This is a genomic window from Bradyrhizobium aeschynomenes (genome assembly GCF_013178945.1).
Lineage (GTDB): Bacteria > Pseudomonadota > Alphaproteobacteria > Rhizobiales > Xanthobacteraceae > Bradyrhizobium > Bradyrhizobium aeschynomenes.
Genome location: NZ_JABFDM010000012.1, coordinates 66166 through 83010, shown reverse-complemented (window position 1 = coordinate 83010; position 16845 = coordinate 66166). Strand labels below are relative to the sequence as shown.

Annotated in this window: 12 protein-coding genes; 5 read left to right on the top strand and 7 right to left on the bottom strand. The window is 65.7% G+C overall.

All coding sequences use genetic code 11. The features are described 5' to 3' along the window. Positions 1 to 508 precede the first annotated feature (508 nt). A complete protein-coding gene (locus HL666_RS27825; RefSeq protein ID WP_172109478.1) occupies positions 509 to 742 on the top strand; it encodes a DUF2171 domain-containing protein in 234 nt (77 codons plus the stop codon). Positions 743 to 1110: 368 nt separating this feature from the next. Here the strand turns inward: HL666_RS27825 and HL666_RS27820 are convergent, their stop codons facing one another. Further along, positions 1111 to 1422: an ArsR/SmtB family transcription factor gene (locus tag HL666_RS27820; RefSeq protein ID WP_172109477.1), complete on the bottom strand. Its 312-nt coding sequence runs from the start codon at positions 1420 to 1422 to the stop codon at positions 1111 to 1113. A gap of 92 nt (positions 1423 to 1514) precedes the next feature. Here HL666_RS27820 and HL666_RS27815 point away from each other — a divergent pair, with 92 nt between their 5' ends. Beyond that, the gene (locus HL666_RS27815) at positions 1515 to 2264 is read left to right on the top strand and encodes an SDR family NAD(P)-dependent oxidoreductase (protein WP_172184730.1); all 750 of its coding nucleotides are present in this window, start codon (positions 1515 to 1517) and stop codon (positions 2262 to 2264) included. Positions 2265 to 2527: 263 nt separating this feature from the next. Here the strand turns inward: HL666_RS27815 and HL666_RS27810 are convergent, their stop codons facing one another. Further along, complete coding sequence (locus tag HL666_RS27810) at positions 2528 to 3688, bottom strand: cytochrome P450 (RefSeq protein WP_172184728.1); 1161 nt, start codon at positions 3686 to 3688, stop codon at positions 2528 to 2530. A 699-nt stretch (positions 3689 to 4387) separates the two neighbouring features. Between HL666_RS27810 and HL666_RS27805 the strand changes: the two genes are divergently transcribed. Beyond that, positions 4388 to 5935 (top strand): hypothetical protein, encoded by a 1548-nt coding sequence (locus tag HL666_RS27805; RefSeq protein ID WP_172184726.1) that lies wholly within the window; start codon positions 4388 to 4390, stop codon positions 5933 to 5935. Between the two features lie 277 nt (positions 5936 to 6212). On the opposite strand, the gene HL666_RS27800 is transcribed toward HL666_RS27805, so the two are convergent. Further along, complete coding sequence (locus HL666_RS27800; RefSeq protein WP_172132065.1) at positions 6213 to 6440, bottom strand: hypothetical protein; 228 nt, start codon at positions 6438 to 6440, stop codon at positions 6213 to 6215. Positions 6441 to 6535: 95 nt separating this feature from the next. Here HL666_RS27800 and HL666_RS27795 point away from each other — a divergent pair, with 95 nt between their 5' ends. Continuing rightward, entirely contained in the window at positions 6536 to 7021 is a 486-nt protein-coding gene (locus tag HL666_RS27795) for a phosphatase domain-containing protein (RefSeq protein WP_172132064.1), read from the top strand. A gap of 253 nt (positions 7022 to 7274) precedes the next feature. On the opposite strand, the gene HL666_RS27790 is transcribed toward HL666_RS27795, so the two are convergent. The 3 genes from HL666_RS27790 to HL666_RS27780 form a co-directional block, all read right to left on the bottom strand. Beyond that, positions 7275 to 8042 (bottom strand): metallophosphoesterase, encoded by a 768-nt coding sequence (locus tag HL666_RS27790; RefSeq protein ID WP_172184724.1) that lies wholly within the window; start codon positions 8040 to 8042, stop codon positions 7275 to 7277. Positions 8043 to 8174: 132 nt separating this feature from the next. Then, positions 8175 to 9110 carry a hypothetical protein gene (locus HL666_RS27785; RefSeq protein ID WP_172184722.1) on the bottom strand — a complete coding sequence of 312 codons (936 nt, stop codon included), beginning with the start codon at positions 9108 to 9110 and terminating at the stop codon, positions 8175 to 8177. Between the two features lie 91 nt (positions 9111 to 9201). Next, a complete protein-coding gene (locus HL666_RS27780; protein ID WP_172184720.1) occupies positions 9202 to 12978 on the bottom strand; it encodes a vitamin B12-dependent ribonucleotide reductase in 3777 nt (1258 codons plus the stop codon). Between the two features lie 713 nt (positions 12979 to 13691). Between HL666_RS27780 and HL666_RS27775 the strand changes: the two genes are divergently transcribed. Further along, positions 13692 to 14585: a DMT family transporter gene (locus tag HL666_RS27775; RefSeq protein ID WP_172184718.1), complete on the top strand. Its 894-nt coding sequence runs from the start codon at positions 13692 to 13694 to the stop codon at positions 14583 to 14585. Here the strand turns inward: HL666_RS27775 and HL666_RS27770 are convergent. Then, positions 14548 to 16836, bottom strand: coding sequence for a CHASE3 domain-containing protein (locus tag HL666_RS27770; RefSeq protein ID WP_172109467.1), 2289 nt, complete (start codon positions 16834 to 16836; stop codon positions 14548 to 14550). The genes HL666_RS27775 and HL666_RS27770 overlap by 38 nt on opposite strands. Positions 16837 to 16845: the final 9 nt, after the last annotated feature.

Below are 16845 nucleotides of genomic sequence, written 5' to 3'. Positions count from 1 at the left end.
CCCATGGCCCGCCTGCAGAAGATAAGCAGGCGGCAGTCACCACAGGTTCAGCCGAGAACACCCGGCATTCCCCGCGCGATGGTTTTCACGCTTATGTCGCGATCTCCCCGGGGACCGGCTTCTTGACCCCGTCGCCAGCGGATCATCACCACCGGCTTGGCCTCAGCACCGGGAGGCCAGGACCACGCGTCTTCACGTCCGCAAGCCTGCCGTTCGTCGGCGAGCGCAAGGCCCGCTGCAGCAAACTCGCAGCCACCGCATCCCCAGACCCTACGTCTCGTGACGATCGCGAAGCGCCCCTCTCGCGGGCCGGGATGAAGAGAGATGATCATAAGTTCGGATAAATGGCAATAGATTTATTTTTGTCGGAAGTGTGCGACGGGGGCAAGGCGGAAGCCCGATCGTGCGAACAGCCGTTCCGTCGTCATTGCGAGCCCGCCGGGCGACGGAACCCTTGGCTCATCAGCCGGTTGACGCAGCTCTCACATCAGCCGCAGAGGAGTTCGTCATGCACGACATCAAGGAACATATGGAAGTCATCGGCGCCGACGGCGTGCATGTCGGCACCGTCGATCGCGTCGACGGCAATCGCATCAAGCTGACCAAGAAGGACAGCGGCGAGGGCAGCCACAAGGGCCATCACCATTTCATCGACAAGAGCCTCGTCGCCGACGTCGAAGGCGACAAGGTGCGACTGTCGGCGGTGGGAGCGGTCGCGGTGACGATGGAGCAGGAGAAGTAGCACTCCGAACTCTGTCATTGCGAGCGCAGCGGGCTGGCTGAGCTGTCGCCAGGCCGTCGTCCGTACCGCAGACTCAGTTGTCATCGCCCGGCCAGGCCGGGCGATCCAGTACGACGCGGCGATGCGGCTTGATCATTGCGGCCGCGGCGTACCGGATGCCCGCCTGCGCGGGCATGACGGAGGTGAATGCGGATGCTCTGCGAAAATCAGAGGCAGAGGCGATCAGCGCAATCGGGGTAGGCAGAACAACGCCGGAGGCGCGCGTGCCCACCATCGGCGCCGGTGGGTGCGGGCGATGGGCACGGCGCGCGAAAGAGCGTACCCCATGTGATCGACAGCGGCGCGCCTTTGCCCGCCCCACGTTCGCGCTATTCGGCGGACGCCAAGATCGTCTTCAACAGCTTCGGGAACCGCGCGTTCAGGTCGGCCTCGCGCACGACGTTGCGATGCTCGACGCCCTTCTTCGTGGTCTGGATCAGGCCGGCCTCGCGGAGGATGCGGAAGTGGTTCGACAGCGTCGATTTGGGAATGTCCGGGCAGGGCGCGGCCGCAGTGCAGGACATGCAGTCGCTCTGTTCCATCAGGCCCTTGACGATGCGCAGCCGCATCGGGTCGGCGAGGGCTGAGAGCACGCCGGCCAGGGTGATGTCGTCCCGCGACGGGTGAAACAATGGCGCCATGAAAAAAGATATAGCGACGCCCTTGCGCCGGTTCAATAGTTCACTAGTTCTGAACGATTGAAGCATGCGCCGTGGGCGCAGGGGAGAGCGAGATGAGCAGACTGGCAGGAAAGGTGGCGCTGGTGACCGGCGCCTCGAAGGGTATCGGCGCGGCGATCGCGGCGCGGCTGGCGGCGGAAGGCGCGGCGGTCGCGGTCAATTACAGTGCCAGCAAGGACGGCGCCGAGCGCGTGGTCGCTGCGATCACCGCCAAGGGCGGCAAGGCGGTCGCGGTCGGCGGCAATCTGACTGACTCGGCTCAGGTGAAATCCGCCGTCGCCGACACCGTCAAGGCGCTCGGCCCGATCGACATCCTCGTCAACAATGCCGGCGTCTACGAATTCGCGCCGCTCGACGCGATCACGCCGGAGCACTTCCACAAGCAGTTCGATCTCAACGTGCTCGGCCTGCTGCTGGTGTCGCAGGAGGCGGCGCGGCATTTCAATCCGGCCGGCGGCAGCATCGTCAATATTTCCTCGGGCGTGTCGACGATCGCGCCTCCGAACGGCGCCGTCTACACGGCCACCAAGGCCGCGGTCGATTCCATTTCCTCGGTGCTGTCGAAGGAGCTCGCGCCGCGCAAGATTCGCGTCAACACCGTCAATCCCGGCATGGTCGTCACCGAAGGCGTGATCGCCGCCGGCTTCCACGAGGGCGAGATGCGCCAATGGATCGAGACCGCCACGCCGCTGGCCCGCGTCGGCAAGGCCGAGGAGATCGCCGCCGCGGTCGCGTTCTTCGCGTCGGATGATGCGTCCTATGTGACGGGCGAGACGTTGCATGTGACGGGGGGCTTGCGCTGAGGAAGCGCGCCGATTGCATCGTACGGCGTAACGGCTGCTGAGCCGTCGTCGGAGAGGCCGGCGCCGGTGCTACAAACACCACCGTCATCGCCCGGCTCGACCGGGCGATCCAGTACGCCGCGGCGGTGCGGCTTGATCACTGCGGCCACGGCGTACTGGATGCCCGCCTGCGCGGGCATGACAGCGGAGGATGTGGATGCCTTGGGAGACCATGGACGGAGATGATCACCAAATGACGCCGGGCGGAGGCTGGCAATCTCACCTCACCCCACCACGATCATCGCGTCGCGCAGCTCATAGCCGCTGCTCACCGGGTTGATCGTCTTGGTCGGCCGCCGCTCCAGCTTCAATCCTGGCACGCGCATCAGCTGATCGAGGAAGATTGCGGCCTCGTGCAGCGCCACGGCGGCGCCGGGGCAGCGGTGCGGGCCATCGCCGAAGCTCAGCAGGCTGGCGGAGCCCTTGGCCGGGCGCACGCGATCCGGATCGAGTTGATGCGGGCAGGCGCCGGCGGCGGCTTCGTCGCGGTTGGCGGCGCCGATGTCGATCTCGACCAGGCTGCGCGCCGGGATCGTCGTTGCGCCCGCATCGGTGTGCAGCGTCATGGGGCAGGCGGTGCGGCGCTTCAGCGTGGATACCACGGGCTCGAGCCGCAGCACCTCCTCGAGAATGGTCATGCGCTCCGGCTCGTCGGCAGCGAGAAAGCGCGCGCGCAGCGCATCGTCCTCGAACAGCCGCAAGCCCGCCATCACGATGAACTCGCGCGTGGTCGCCATCCCCGCGGCGCCATAGGTGAGGCATTCGGTCAGGATCTCGCGGTTGGAATAGCCTTCCGCCAGGAGATGCGAGATGACGTCCTCGCGCGGCCGGCGGCGCCGGGCGCGGATCGCCGGCCGCACGTCGAACCAATAGAAGGCGAGGGTGCGGAGCTGGCCGAAGACGGCGTTGCGCAGCGTCACGATCGCGCCCTTGCCGACAGGCGCGCTGAAGAACCGGTTCAGCCGCGCCGCCATCGCATCGCGCGGACTGTCCGTCAGCCCGATGATGTCGGCGGCCACGGCCACCGCGAGCGACAGGCTGAGATCGTCGAGCCGGGCGCGCCGTGCTTTGCAGAACTGCGCCACGAGGTCGCGGCTGGTCGCCTCCATCAGCTCACAATAGCGGGTCGCGACCACGCGCGGCGTGAAGAACCGCGCGGTGGCGCTGCGCTGCTTCTGGTGCGGCTCGCCGTCCTGGTACAGCACCGGCGCGTGGCGCGGGCCGATGAATCGATGCACCAGCTCGGCATTGAAGCCGGCCTGCCGGACGTCGCCCGAGCGCAGCACCTCGCGCGCGGCGGCGAAGCTGTCGATGCGGATGACGGCCGCGCTCCCGCCGTCATCGGCGGCGTTGGTCGATGCGTGCGGCGAGGACTGAGCGCTCATGCTGAAACCCACTGGCCGGTTGGAACACATGATCCGCCAAAGGCGCCGGCGGCCGGCCCCTTCAGGTAGGGCGCTCGCGCGCGAGATCAATCACTGCTCGCGCGATGATGATGAACTCGGTCGATGGAACGCATGCGCCGTCTGCAGTTCCGCCGGTAGCGCGGATGAGCCAAGCGGTGTGAACCCAGCAAGCCGCCACAACCTCGGCTGTCATGCCCGCGCAGGCGGGCATCCAGTACGCCGCGGCTTTCAATGGACCCACAGGCGTCTCGGCGTACTGGATCGCCCAGTGAAGAAGCCGTGACGGCTGTGATGGCTGGCAACGACGGAGAGCAGGAGCGAGCGGGGAGATGCGAAGTCTCTTGACGAGCGATTCTGCCGATCAGTGACTCCGTCATGCCCGGGCTTGTCCCGGGCATCCACGTCGTTCTCAGCTTGCCGGCCGACGTGGATGGCCGGGACAAGCCCGGCCATGACGACGTGGAAAGAGATGAGCACAAGACTGCGACCGTCACATGCGATTGCCCTGGGAGCGAGCGGAGCCGCCAGCAAGACAACTTTAGATTGATTCATCAGTTGATCTAGGATCAAATCCGGTGTGCCGAATCTCTGATGCATCACGGAGCTGCCGCCGGCTGTTGAGCTTTCGCCCTTTTGAACAAGGCGTTTTTCGGATTTCAAATCACCGAGGAGTTTTTCATGCGCATTGGCTTTGCCGTCTCGACCCTCTCCGTCGTCATGGGATCTGCCGTTTTCGGCTTGGGCCTGACCACGCCGCGCCCCGCGCAGGCGTTCCTGGAGGACATCTGCATCCCGCGCGTGAAGGACGGGCTGAAGAACTGCATCGCGCCGGCCAGCGCCTGCAAGGATCCGGCGGAGGCGCTGAACCGGAGCTGCCTGCTGGAAGCAGTGCAGTTCGCGCTCATCCCGCCCGGCCGCAGCATGATCCACGCCGATTCCACCTATTTCATCGCCCAGGCGCTCGGCTATCGCGCCGACGTGGCCTATTGGATCGCGGCATACAATGAGAATGCCGACTACGCGCAATACAAGCCGATCGACCAGTGCGGCGGACAGGCGTCGTCGACCAATTCGGGCGCGAGCTACATCACCGCGAGCTTCAACGGCTTCCAGCGCACCAACGCCTCGACCGCCGGGCCGCTGTATCATTACCTGCTGAACTTCTCGCCGAACGGGCAGGGCACCGACGTCCACGGCGCCAGCGGCGTCCAGGCGGTGTATCCGTTCCACTATCCGCCGCCCGGCTATCCCATCACCATCGACAGCGTGTATCAGGGCACGCTGTATGATCTCCGGCAATGGGCGATGAAGGGCGACGAGGCACCGGGCCTGCTGTGCACCGTCGGATACACCGTGCCGAACGGCTCGTCGAACTTCAGCGGCCCGAAATGCCTGTCCGGCGCGACGATCAGCGGCACCGTGCCGCTGCTCGAGAACTACGCCATCGGGCCGGCGATCAACGTCGCCTCCGGCCCCAAGGTACTCGACAACAGCAACACCAGCGACGTCGTCGACTACACCAAGCTGAAATCCTTTCTCGACGACAAGAGCAAGACCACCGGCGTGCTGTTCGACGATCCCCGGAAGCCGCCGGTGCCGGTGCAGATCGCCCGCATCGGGCTCTATCTGCACTCCCTCCAGGATGCCTCCTCGCACGGCACCTTCTGCGGCGACGACGCGCCGTCGCCCCCGGGCGGCTCGGATGCCGGCAGCTACATGTATCTGGACTCCGGCAACGTGAAACTGGTGTTCGGCACCTATTGCGCGACGGGGCCGCATCTCGCCAGCCATGTCCAGGAGACCGGCACCGGCGACGTCAGCCTGCCGCTGCGCGACTACGTGGCGCTGAACAACACCGTCGACGAGCTGATCCTGTTCGGCAACAACGTCGCCAAGCCGCGCGGCTGGATCGTCAACCCGAGCCTCTTGCCGCCCAACGTCGTCGGCGGCAAGAGCGCCGCGGGTGACAGCGCCGCCGACCTGAAATCGCGCCTGGTCGGCCGCATCGTGCAGGGCGTGCAATGGTCGCGCGCCGAGGTCTACGCATCAGGCGTCATCACCGCGCCACTCCAGCGCACCGACGCGCAGGACCGGCTCAACACGATGAACGCCGCGCTGGGGGCGTATTCGAAGCGGCTCTTGGCTGCCAACCCCAAGCTGACCGCGTTGCGGCCGATGCCGGGGAATTCGTTCGACCCGAACGACAAGTCGGTGTGCTTCAAGTAGTCGCCATCGCGATTGTCCTCGCGCGCTCACGTGTCGGAAGGCGAGCGCGGTGCACGTTACCGCGCCCTCTCCCCTTGTGGGAGAGGGCATGTAGGACAGCGCAGCAAGCTCGGTCGGGTGAGGGGTCTCTCGCCACACGCACGCCTCGCGGAGAGAACCCCTCACCCAACCGCGTGAATGGATGGGCCGGCGATGCCCTCTCCCACAAGGGGAGAGGGCGCTGCATCTGACCGCGGCTTACGGTTTCGATCTCTTCCGCCGCTCCGGCGGCAGCGCCTCATAGGCGGCCCAGAATTTCGATGACGCGAAGTGGCTCACAGCTCGCGCGAGCGGCCGCCGCGACGGCTTCGTCGGCCAATGCATCGAGCTTGCCGGAACGAGCATCCTGCTCGATCGTCGCATCGAAGAGCTGCGCATCGAACTGTTCGAACCAGGCGCGAAACCGCGCCAGCTCGTCGCGACTGAGCTGCTCAACCGCTTTTTCGAGGTCTTCTGCTGTCGTCATGCGAGAATGATAGCATCGCCTTGCCTGAGGAGGAAGACCAGGGGGCCGCCCGGTTCACTTGGGCACGAACATGCATTCACGACAGGATCATCGCCATGTCCCGCCTGCACTGGATCGACTTGCCTGCCTCTGGCCGCCTCGCCATCGCGGCGCGGCCGCGCGCGGAGGACTGGCTGGCCGACGACATCGCCGGCTGGGCGGGCGAGGGGATCGCCGTCGTGGTTAGCCTGCTGGAGCCGGCCGAGGTGCATGATCTCGGTTTGCAGCGCGAGGTCGCGCTGTGCGAGGGCCACGGCATCGCCTTCGTTTCGTTCCCGATCCCCGACCGCGGTTGTCCCGACAGCCGCAGCGCCGCGCTGCGGCTGTCACAGGACGTCGCCGTGCGGCTGAGGGACGGCGCTGATGTCCTGATCCATTGCCGCGCCGGAATCGGCCGCTCCGCCGTCGTCGCGGCCTGCGTGATGAGCCGGCTCGGCGTCAGCGCGGCCGGGGCGCTGGCGCGGATCGCCGCCGCGCGCGGCGTCGATGTGCCGGATACGGAGGAGCAGCGGGCGTGGGTGATGCAACTCGACACGCGCTGATGGCACTGAGAGCTCAGGCCTAACGTTTCAGCAACGGCGCAGGCCGCCGTCTCCCCATCCCTCTCAACCTGTCATTCCGGGGCGCGCGATAGCGCGAGCCCGGAATCCATACTCACAGGCTGTTGTGGTGGACACGGATCGTCGCGGCCCGCATCTCTCAACTCATAGCCGCTCGTGGTTATGGATTCCGGGCTCGCGCTGCGCGCGCCCCGGAATGACGGAGGAGAGAGCCTGCCCGGCCACGCCGAGCGGGCTACACCACCTCCACCACCAGCGCCGGATCGAAATCCGGGTTCTCGCGGCCATAGCCGTGCGGGTTGCAGATCACGCGGGTGGCGCCGACCATGTAGTCCGAGGGCGTGTGGATGTGGCCGTGGATCCAGAGCGCCGGCTGCGTCGCCTGGATCAGCGCCGACAGGTCGGAGGCGTAGGCGGCGGTGACGCGGTCGTTGCGGTAGCGCTCGGCGACCGAGCCCCAGCCGGGGGCGTGGTGGGTGACCACGACGGTCGGGCCGTCGAACGGCGTCTCCAGGAGGCCCGTGAGCCAGCTGCGGGAGGTCCGGTGCAGGCCGAGCGCCTCCTGCGGCCGGAAGCGCAGCCAGGGCTGCTTGCGCCAGGTGATGCGGCGATGGTCGTTCATCCGGTCGCGGCAGACCGCCATGGTGTGGACCTCAGAGCCGGGGCCGAAGATCGCATAGTCGGTCCACAGCGTGCAGCCGGCAAAGCGCACGCCCGCGAGCACGACCGCCTCGTTCTCGAGGAGATGCACCCCGAACCGCGCCGCCTCGGCCCGCGCCAGCTTCAGCTCCTCGGGAAAAGTGCGGTGATAGGACTCATGGTTGCCCATCACCATGACGATCGGCACATCCTCCGCCACGATCTCGCGCAGCCGCGCAAACCCGTTCACCGCCCCCTCACTGACATCGCCGGCGACCACGACCACATCGACCCTGGGCAGCGCCGCGATCGGCTTGATGTCGGCCATGTCGGCGTGGAGATCGGAGAAGATGTGGAGGTGCATGGGGGAGGGAGTTGGAGCCCAGGGCTCGGTGTGTAGGGCGCGTCACCGAAGCGTAACGCGCCGATCCGGTCAAGCGGCGGATTACGCTCCGCTAATCCGCCCTACGCTTACTCGCTAGTCCGCCGGCTCTTGCTACTTCAGAACATCGACTGCTGGACGAGCGGTGAGTAGATCATTTGACGGTTGCAGTTGATGCCAGCCTGTCCAGACGCCGCTCGGGGCCAAACTTTTGGCTTGCTCCGCATAGGGGCCACTGGGGTCGATCATCGAGCTGTTCAGCCAACCCGCCAAGTTGTCCGCTAACAGGTCTCCAGAGAAATCGTCGCTGGCTCTTGATCGGGTAACAGTAACTTGTACGGCGTTGTTTTCAGGATCGATGAGGTTCCGTAAATTCGCCTCGCTTTTATGGCGAAGATCATCATCTCCGCTAAGCTTGTCAGACACTACAGTTAACCGTAACTCGTCAAAGCCGCATGTTCCGCTTGAGACTAGTTTGTGGTAGTAAAAGCGATATTGATCAGCAATGAACCAAGCCATGAACAAGAGAACGAGGATCTGATTTTCAAGCCCTTCAATCTCGTGATAACCGGTGCGCCAGTGCACGAAGGAGTGTTTGAGGCGTCTTCGGCCTCTGTCGTCAAAGGATTCTTCGAAATCGATCCCGCGACCTTCTATGCCTCCGAGATGGCGATTGTAAGATGCCATCAGCGCTTGCTTGGAGTCTCTAAGAGTGCGTTCCTGAAATGAGCAGGCTGAGATCACCGGCCTTGATTTGGTTAGAACACCTGCAAATGCGCGGCAGAATCGCGCCTTGTATTGGGGTCCAGTCTTCCACTTTCTTAGCGTGTGAGACGGCAGGCCTGACGAAATTGATTCAACGATCGTGTTGTAGAAGGGATCTTGTGGCAAGAGTTCTTCGTGAGATGCGCCACGTTCAATGTCTTCGATTCGGGCGGGATCTGATTGAACAACTAGATTGGCAATCGTGTGCCAACGCTCATCGTGCCCGTCGACGAGCCAGTCTTCAGGGCTACCATCGCTAAAAATGTAAAGGTGAGCGGCTGGCAATGACGCACTCTGGTGAAGAGTTCTGCTACGACGGTAGGTGCCCGAGCCGCTAGCGGCTCGAGCACAACAAGATAATAAGACTTGGCGTTCCTCACGAACACCCCGTCGTGCTGCCGCACGTATCACACTTCATGCAGGTGCCATTCCGCACCAGCGTGAAATTTCCGCACTCCGAGCACATCTCGCCTTCGTAACCCCTAGCCTTGGCTTCGGCGCGGCGTTCGGCCTTGGAGGCGACTTGCGCGTTGGCGGTGCCGGCCTTGCTCCATTGCAGGGCCTCGAGCTTCTCGGTGGGCGAGAGGTCGTGTTGCGCTTCCTGCTTCAGGGCGACGGCGCCTTCGATGGCGTCGCCGGCGCGCGAAGTCGAGAGAGCGGAGATCCGGGGCCCCCCTCCCTGACCCTCCCCCACGAGGGGGGAGGGAACGGAGGCAGCGTGACCGCCTGACGTGCCGCCGCGCATGACGACGAGGTTGTCGGTGCGGGAGCGGGTCAGGCCGCGCGAGACGTATTTTGCGGCCTGCTGGCTCGGGCCGTCCTCCGACGGCTTGCCTTCGTCGACGCCGCGGCCGAGCGCATCGAAATTGCTCTCGGAGGGGTCGACATGGGCGAGGTCGAAGCGCGACATGTAGCTGACGGCGAGCTCGCGGAACACGTAGTCGAGGATCGACGTCGCGTATTTGATCGAGTCGTTGCCCTGGACGGGGCCGGCCGGCTCGAAGCGGGTGAAGGTGAAGGCGTCGACATACTCCTCCAGCGGCACGCCGTACTGCAGGCCCAGCGACACCGCGATGGCGAAGTTGTTGATGAAGGAGCGCAGTGCCGCGCCCTCCTTGTGCATGTCGATGAAGATCTCGCCGAGACGGCCGTCATCATACTCGCCAGTGCGCAAGTACACCTTGTGGCCGCCGACGACCGCCTTCTGGGTGTAGCCCTTGCGGCGATCCGGCATCTTCTCGCGCTCGCGCATCACGACGATGCGCTCGACCAGCTTCTCGACGATCTTCTCCGAGACCTGGGTCGCACGCGCGGCCATCGGCTTCTCGTAGAAGGACTCGACCGCATCGTCCTCGTCCTCGTCGTCGCTGATGAGCTGCGAGTTGAGCGGCTGCGACAGCTTCGAGCCGTCGCGGTACAGCGCGTTGGCCTTCAGCGCGAGCTTCCAGGACAGAAGATACGCCGCCTTGCAGTCCTCGACCGTGGCGTCGTTCGGCATGTTGATGGTCTTGGAGATCGCGCCCGAGATGAACGGCTGCGCCGCCGCCATCATGCGGATGTGGCTCTCGACCGAGAGATAGCGCTTGCCGATCTTGCCGCAGGGATTGGCGCAATCGAACACCGCATAGTGCTCGGCCTTCAGGTGCGGAGCACCCTCGACCGTCATCGCGCCGCAGATGTGCACGTTGGCGGCTTCGATCTCGCGCTTGGTGAAGCCGATGGCGGCGAGCAGCTCGAAGGTCGGGGAGGCCAGAGCTTCCGCGGAGACGCCGAGCTGCCTGGTGATGAAGTCCTCGCCAAGCGTCCACTTGTTGAACACGAACTTGATGTCGAACGCGGTCGGCAAGGCCTTCTCGACCTTGGCGATGGCTTCATCGGTGAAACCCTTGGCCTTCAGGGTCGAGGCGTTGATGCCAGGCGCGTTGGACAGCGAGCCGTGACCGACGGCATAGGCCTCGATCTCGGCGATCTCGCTCTCGCGATAGCCGAGCGCGCGCAGCGCCTCGGGGACCGCGCGGTTGATGATCTTGAAGTAGCCGCCGCCGGCCAGCTTCTTGAACTTCACCAGCGCGAAATCGGGCTCGATGCCGGTGGTGTCGCAATCCATCACCAGGCCGATGGTGCCGGTGGGGGCGACCACGGTGACCTGGGCGTTGCGATAGCCGTTGGTCTCGCCGAGCGCGAGCGCGTCGTCCCAGGCCTGGATGGCGTGGCTGACGAGCGAGACCTGCGGGCAGTGGGCGTGGTCGAGCGGCACCGGGTTGACCGACAGCGCCTCATAGCCGGTGGCCTCGCCCTTCGCCGCGCGGCGATGGTTCTTGATGACGCGCAGCATGTGCGCGGCGTTCTTCTTGTAGCCGGGGAAGGCGCCGAGCTCGCCGGCCATCTCGGCCGAGGTCTTGTAGGCGATGCCGGTCATGATCGCCGAGAGCGCACCGCACAGCGCGCGGCCTTCCTTGGAGTCGTAGGACAGGCCCATGGTCATCAGCAGGCCGCCGATATTGGCGTAGCCGAGGCCGAGCGTGCGGAACTCGTAGGACAGCTCGGCGATCGCCTTGGACGGGAACTGCGCCATCAGCACGGAGATCTCGAGCACGACGGTCCAGAGCCGGCAGAGATGCTCGTAGGAGGCGACGTCGAACTGCTTGGTCTTGGTGTCGTAGAACGTCAGCAGGTTGGCGGACGCCAGGTTGCACGCGGTGTCGTCCAGGAACATGTATTCCGAGCACGGATTGGACGCGCGGATGTCGCCGGACGCCTTGCAGGTGTGCCAGTCGTTCATCGTGGTGTTGAAGTGCAGGCCGGGATCGGCCGAGGCCCAGGCGGCGTGGCCGATCTTCTCCCAGAGGTCCCTGGCCTTCAGCGTCTTGACGACCTTCTTGTTGGTGCGGCCGATCAGGCTCCAGTCGCCGTCGGTCTCGACGGCGCGGAGGAAGTCGTCCTTCAGCGACACCGAATTGTTGGAATTCTGGCCGGAGACCGTGAGATAGGCCTCCGAATCCCAATCGGTGTCGTAGATCGGGAAGTCGATGTCCTTGTAGCCCTGGCGGGCGAACTGGATGACCCGCTTGATGTAGTTGTCGGGCACCAGCGCGCGGCGCGCGAGCTTGATCTCGCGACGGAGCGCCGGGTTCTTCTCGGGGTCGAAGCAGTCGTCGCCGGAGCCCTCGCAATTGACGCAGGCCTTCATCACGGCCTTCAAGTGCTTCTGGTTGATCTTGGAGCCGGTAACGAGAGCGGCGACCTTCTGCTCCTCCTTCACCTTCCAGTCGATATAGGCCTCGATGTCCGGATGGTCGGCGTCGACCACGACCATCTTGGCGGCACGGCGGGTGGTGCCGCCCGACTTGATCGCGCCGGCGGCGCGGTCGCCGATCTTGAGGAAGCTCATCAGGCCGGACGAGCGGCCGCCGCCCGACAGCTTCTCGCCTTCGCCGCGCAGCCGCGAGAAGTTGGAGCCGGTGCCGGAGCCGTATTTGAACAGGCGCGCCTCGCGCACCCACAGGTCCATGATGCCGCCGTCATTGACGAGGTCGTCCTCGACGCCCTGGATGAAGCAGGCGTGCGGCTGCGGATGCTCGTAGGACGACTTCGACTTGGTCAGCTTGCCGGTCTTGTAGTCGACGTAATAGTGGCCCTGGCCGGGGCCGTCGATGCCATAGGCCCAGTGCAGTCCGGTGTTGAACCATTGCGGCGAGTTCGGCGCGACCATCTGCTTGGCGAGCATGAAGCGCAGCTCGTCGTAGAACGCGACCGCGTCCTCTTCCGAGGAGAAGTAGTTGCCCTTCCAGCCCCAATAGGTCCAGCAGCCGGCGAGGCGGTCGAACACCTGCTTGGCCGAGCGCTCGCTGCCGTAGCGCTCGTTCTCCGGCAGGGCGGCGAGCGCGTCGGTGTCGGGCACCGAGCGCCACAGCCAGGACGGCACCGTCTCTTCCTCGACCTTCTTCAGGCGTGCGGCGACGCCGGCCTTGCGGAAATACTTCTGCGCCAGCACGTCGGAGGCGACCTGCGACCAGAACTCGGGGACCTCGACATTCTCGAGCCGGAACACCACCGAGCCGTCCGGATTCTTGATCTCGGACGTGGTCAGGCGGAAGTCGATCCCTGCATAGGGAGACTGTCCTTCGGTGGTGTTGCGCCGTTCAATCCGCATCGCGAGCCCCAATTGTTCTTGCCGGACCGCGTTTGGCGGCCGGGATCATTGCATCCAAAGGCGGTGGCCTGCGAGTCCCATCCCCGAGATCTCGTGTGCCGCCGCAGTTCAACCGGTCGCCCGGTCCCGTCTCTCTTCAACGCCTCACGCGTGCCGTCCGGCTCCGTCGCCGCTGCAAGACAGCCCCCACATCTAGTGGGGGCCTTCGCAGCCCCGTCATCGCGACCACCCCGCCGCGGGACAGACGACAAGCCGCACGCCGGGCCTTCTGGCCTTCTGGCGCGGTCGTCCTCAAACCCTTCTGGGAGGCGGGCGGCGAAACGAGAAACACGATCAAGCGCCGAACCGGGCCGGAAGCTAGGACGACTCCGCTTCCCCCGTCAAGGACTAGTGGGGGTTCCCTAACCAAACACTAAATATGGGGGAAAGTACGGGATAACCAGGGCGATTGCCGGTATCGTGATGGACGTAACTATCGGCGAGTCCACACGGATTCGAAACCAAAAAAATTTGGCGGGCGCCCTGTCCACAGGGCTTCGTCCCGCTGTTCACAGGGGCAAATTTATTCGCGTCACACGGGTGTGTTTTGCTTGCATCGGCGGGACTCACGGCGCCTTACGGGCAGGGCGCGGGGCAGGCATGCCCCACAATCCCTGGTGTGGCCGGGAGAACGCCGGCAAGCTCGGACTCCCACGGACGGTGCCGGTGATTCCATGACAGACAAGCCAACGGCCAGCGGGCGGATCACGCCCGCCGGGCTGATGTTCCTCGCCATCACCTCGCTCGGCTGGGGCTTCAACTGGCCTGTGACCAAGCACCTGGTCGGCGTGCTGCCGCCGCTGACCTTGCGCGGCACCACCGGCGTGGTCGGCGCGCTGCTGCTGGCGCTGCTCGCGGTCATCAGGAGCCAGAGTCTGGTGGTCCCCCGCGAAATCTGGCCGCGGCTGATCCTGGCGGGGATGCTCAACGTCACCGCCTGGATGGTGCTGATGGGGCTGGCGCTGCTGTGGCTGCCGGCCAGCGAGGCGGCGTTGATCGCCTACACGATGCCGGTGTGGGCCTCGCTGCTGGCGTGGCCGATCCTCGGCGAGCGGCCGACCGTGTTGCGCGTGCTGGCGCTGGTGCTGGCCTTCGCCGGCCTTGCCGCGATCATGGGCGCCAATGGCCTCAACGCCAGCCGCGACAAGCTGCCGGGCATCCTGATGGTGCTGGGCGGCGCGTTCGGCTTCGCGCTCGGCACGGTCATGGCCAAGAAGCTGCCGATCAAGCTGCCGCCGCTGTCGGCCGCGGCCTGGCAGATCGGCATCGGCTGCGTGCCGATCGTGATCGTCGGATTCGCTCTGGAGACGTCGGACTGGACGAAGCTCGACCAGCTCGACTGGGCGCTGATGTTCTATTCGACCGTGATCCAGTTCTGCGTCGCCTATGTCGCCTGGTTCGCGGCGCTGGCGCGGCTGCCGGCCTCGGTGGCGGCGATCGGCACCATGGCGGTGCCGGTGATCGGCGTCGTGGCCTCCGCGATCGCGCTGCGCGAGCCGCTCGGCGCAGGGCAGATCGCCGCGCTCGCCTTCACGCTCGGGGCAGTGGCGCTGGCGACGCGGGGCTAGCTCCGCCCGCCGGCGCGCCGTCGAGGGCGCGGCGGACCATCTGGGCAAGCTCGGCGCGGCGATAGGGCTTCGTCAGCAGCAGAGCGTCGGGCAGGAGCTGCCGGTTCTCGATGATCGCATTGTCGGTATAGCCGGAGGTGTAGAGCACCCGAAGCCCGGGACGCGTCGCCATGATCGTGTCCGCAAGCTGGCTGCCGCTGATGCCGCCGGGCATGATGACGTCGGTGAACAGCAGATCGAACGGCTGGCCCTGCGCGACGATGGTCAGCGCTTCCGCCGCGTGTGAGGCGACGAGCGTGGTGTAGCCGAGGCCCTCAAGCTGGGCGAGCACGAAGTCGCGCACCAGCGGATCGTCCTCGACGACCAGGATGGTCTCCGTGCCGCGCGGCAGAACCTGCGCGTGCTCCGGCTCGTTCTGTTGCAGCATGTGCGCCGCCGGCAGATAGAGCCGGATCGTAGTGCCGCGGTTCTCCTCGCTGTAGAGCTTGATGTGGCCGCCCGACTGCTTGACGAAGCCGTAGACCATGCTGAGCCCGAGGCCGGAGCCTTTGCCGGCATCCTTGGTGGTGAAGAACGGCTCGAACGCGCGGTCCTTGACATCCGTCGGCATGCCGGCGCCCGTGTCGCTGACGGCGACCATGACATAGGCGCCCGGCGCCACGCCGGGATTGGCCGCTGCATAGGCCTCGTCGAGCACAGTCTTCATCGTCTCCAGCAGCAGCTTGCCGCCGTCCGGCATCGCATCGCGCGCGTTGATGGCCATGTTCACCAGCGAGTTCGCCAACTGCGCGGAATCGACGTGGGCGATGAGATCGCCTTCGGCGAGAATGGTCCTGATTTCGACCTGCTCGCCCAGCGTCGGCCGCAGCAGCTTGGCGATGTCCTCCACCGTGGCGTTGACGTCGATGTCACGCGGCCGCAGCGGCTGCTTGCGTGCAAACGCAAGCAGATGACGGATCAGCTCGGTGCAGCGGTCGGTCGCCCTGCTGATGAGAACGGCGAGCTCGGCCGCCGCCGGCCGGTCGTGAACGGCGTCGATCAGCATTTCGATCGATCCGGTGATGATCGTCAGCATGTTGTTGAAGTCGTGCGCGACGCCGCCGGTGAGCTTGCCGATGGCATCGAGCTTCTGCGCCTGCTGCAGCAGCCGCTCGATCTCGTGGACCTCCGTGACGTCGTGATACACCAGTGCCGCGCCGCTGATCGCGTCTGCCGAATTGCGCAGCGGCCGCCCGCTGACCATCAGGCGGAATTGCGGCCGGCCGTCGGTCGGCTTGACGACGACCTCGCGGCGATCGAACGAGAGCCCGCGCAACGCGCGCGCAATCGGCAGCTCCCGGTCGTCAATCAGCGTCGTGGCGTCGCTCTCGTAGAAGCGGTTCGCGGCGAGCATTTCGGCGAAGGTCTTGCCGACATCGGTTCCGAGGAAATGGCCCGCCGCCTGGTTCGCCAGCATGATCGTGCCCTCGGGATCGACCACCAGCACGCCCTCGGCCATGCTGTTGAAGGTGTTTTCGAGAATGGCGGAGGAGCGGCGCAGTTCGTCATAGGCGGCGGCGAGATCGCCTCGCTGCTGCAGCGCCTGGGCCTCCAGCGAGGTCGCGGTGGCCTGCGAGCGGGTGAGGGATGTCCGCAGTGCCCGGTCCGACAAGTAGGCGCGCCGGACCAGATAGGCCGCAATCGCGAGCACGATGGCGACGCCGGCGAGATCGATCGCCAGCAGCCAGGTTCCAGTCTGCCGCGATGTCGCGCCACGCTCGGCGAGCAGGCGGCGCTCCTGCTCGGTGAAGGCATCGAGCGTCTCGTTGATCGTCGTCATCGCCGCAGAACCTGGGGCGTTCGCCATCAGGGCCTGCAGGCCGTTGCGATCGTTCGCGGCTTGAAGACGGATCAGTTCGCCGGCAAGCTCGATGCGCCGCTGCACCACGCCGTCGATCGACCGCAGACGCTCGCTTTGCGCGGAGTTGTCACGGACGAGCTGGCGCAGCTCCGCCCAGGCGGCCGGAACGAGGCCGCTGGTCTCCTGGAACTCCGCGGCGAACCGGTCGGCGCGCGACAAGGCAAAGCCGCGCGAGGCTGCTTCGGCCTGCCGCAGCAACAGGCGCAGCTCGGACGCCTTTTCGAGAACCTCCATCGTGTGCTCGACCAAGGCGGTGTCGCGTCGCGCCTTGAGGTCGAGCGCCGTGGACGCTGCACCGACTGCGAGCAGCGTTCCAAGGCCAAGCCCGATCGCCACGCGCCGGCGAATCATTGCTGTTGT

What these genes read in the sequence shown, in the direction of transcription:
- HL666_RS27825 (WP_172109478.1), top strand. Translation starts at nt 509, where the DNA reads ATGCACGACATCAAGGAACATATGGAAGTCATCGGCGCCGACGGCGTG.
- HL666_RS27820 (WP_172109477.1), bottom strand. Translation starts at nt 1,422, where the DNA reads ATGGCGCCATTGTTTCACCCGTCGCGGGACGACATCACCCTGGCCGGC.
- HL666_RS27815 (WP_172184730.1), top strand. Translation starts at nt 1,515, where the DNA reads ATGAGCAGACTGGCAGGAAAGGTGGCGCTGGTGACCGGCGCCTCGAAG.
- HL666_RS27810 (WP_172184728.1), bottom strand. Translation starts at nt 3,688, where the DNA reads ATGAGCGCTCAGTCCTCGCCGCACGCATCGACCAACGCCGCCGATGAC.
- HL666_RS27805 (WP_172184726.1), top strand. Translation starts at nt 4,388, where the DNA reads ATGCGCATTGGCTTTGCCGTCTCGACCCTCTCCGTCGTCATGGGATCT.
- HL666_RS27800 (WP_172132065.1), bottom strand. Translation starts at nt 6,440, where the DNA reads ATGACGACAGCAGAAGACCTCGAAAAAGCGGTTGAGCAGCTCAGTCGC.
- HL666_RS27795 (WP_172132064.1), top strand. Translation starts at nt 6,536, where the DNA reads ATGTCCCGCCTGCACTGGATCGACTTGCCTGCCTCTGGCCGCCTCGCC.
- HL666_RS27790 (WP_172184724.1), bottom strand. Translation starts at nt 8,042, where the DNA reads ATGCACCTCCACATCTTCTCCGATCTCCACGCCGACATGGCCGACATC.
- HL666_RS27780 (WP_172184720.1), bottom strand. Translation starts at nt 12,978, where the DNA reads ATGCGGATTGAACGGCGCAACACCACCGAAGGACAGTCTCCCTATGCA.
- HL666_RS27775 (WP_172184718.1), top strand. Translation starts at nt 13,692, where the DNA reads ATGACAGACAAGCCAACGGCCAGCGGGCGGATCACGCCCGCCGGGCTG.
- HL666_RS27770 (WP_172109467.1), bottom strand. Translation starts at nt 16,836, where the DNA reads ATGATTCGCCGGCGCGTGGCGATCGGGCTTGGCCTTGGAACGCTGCTC.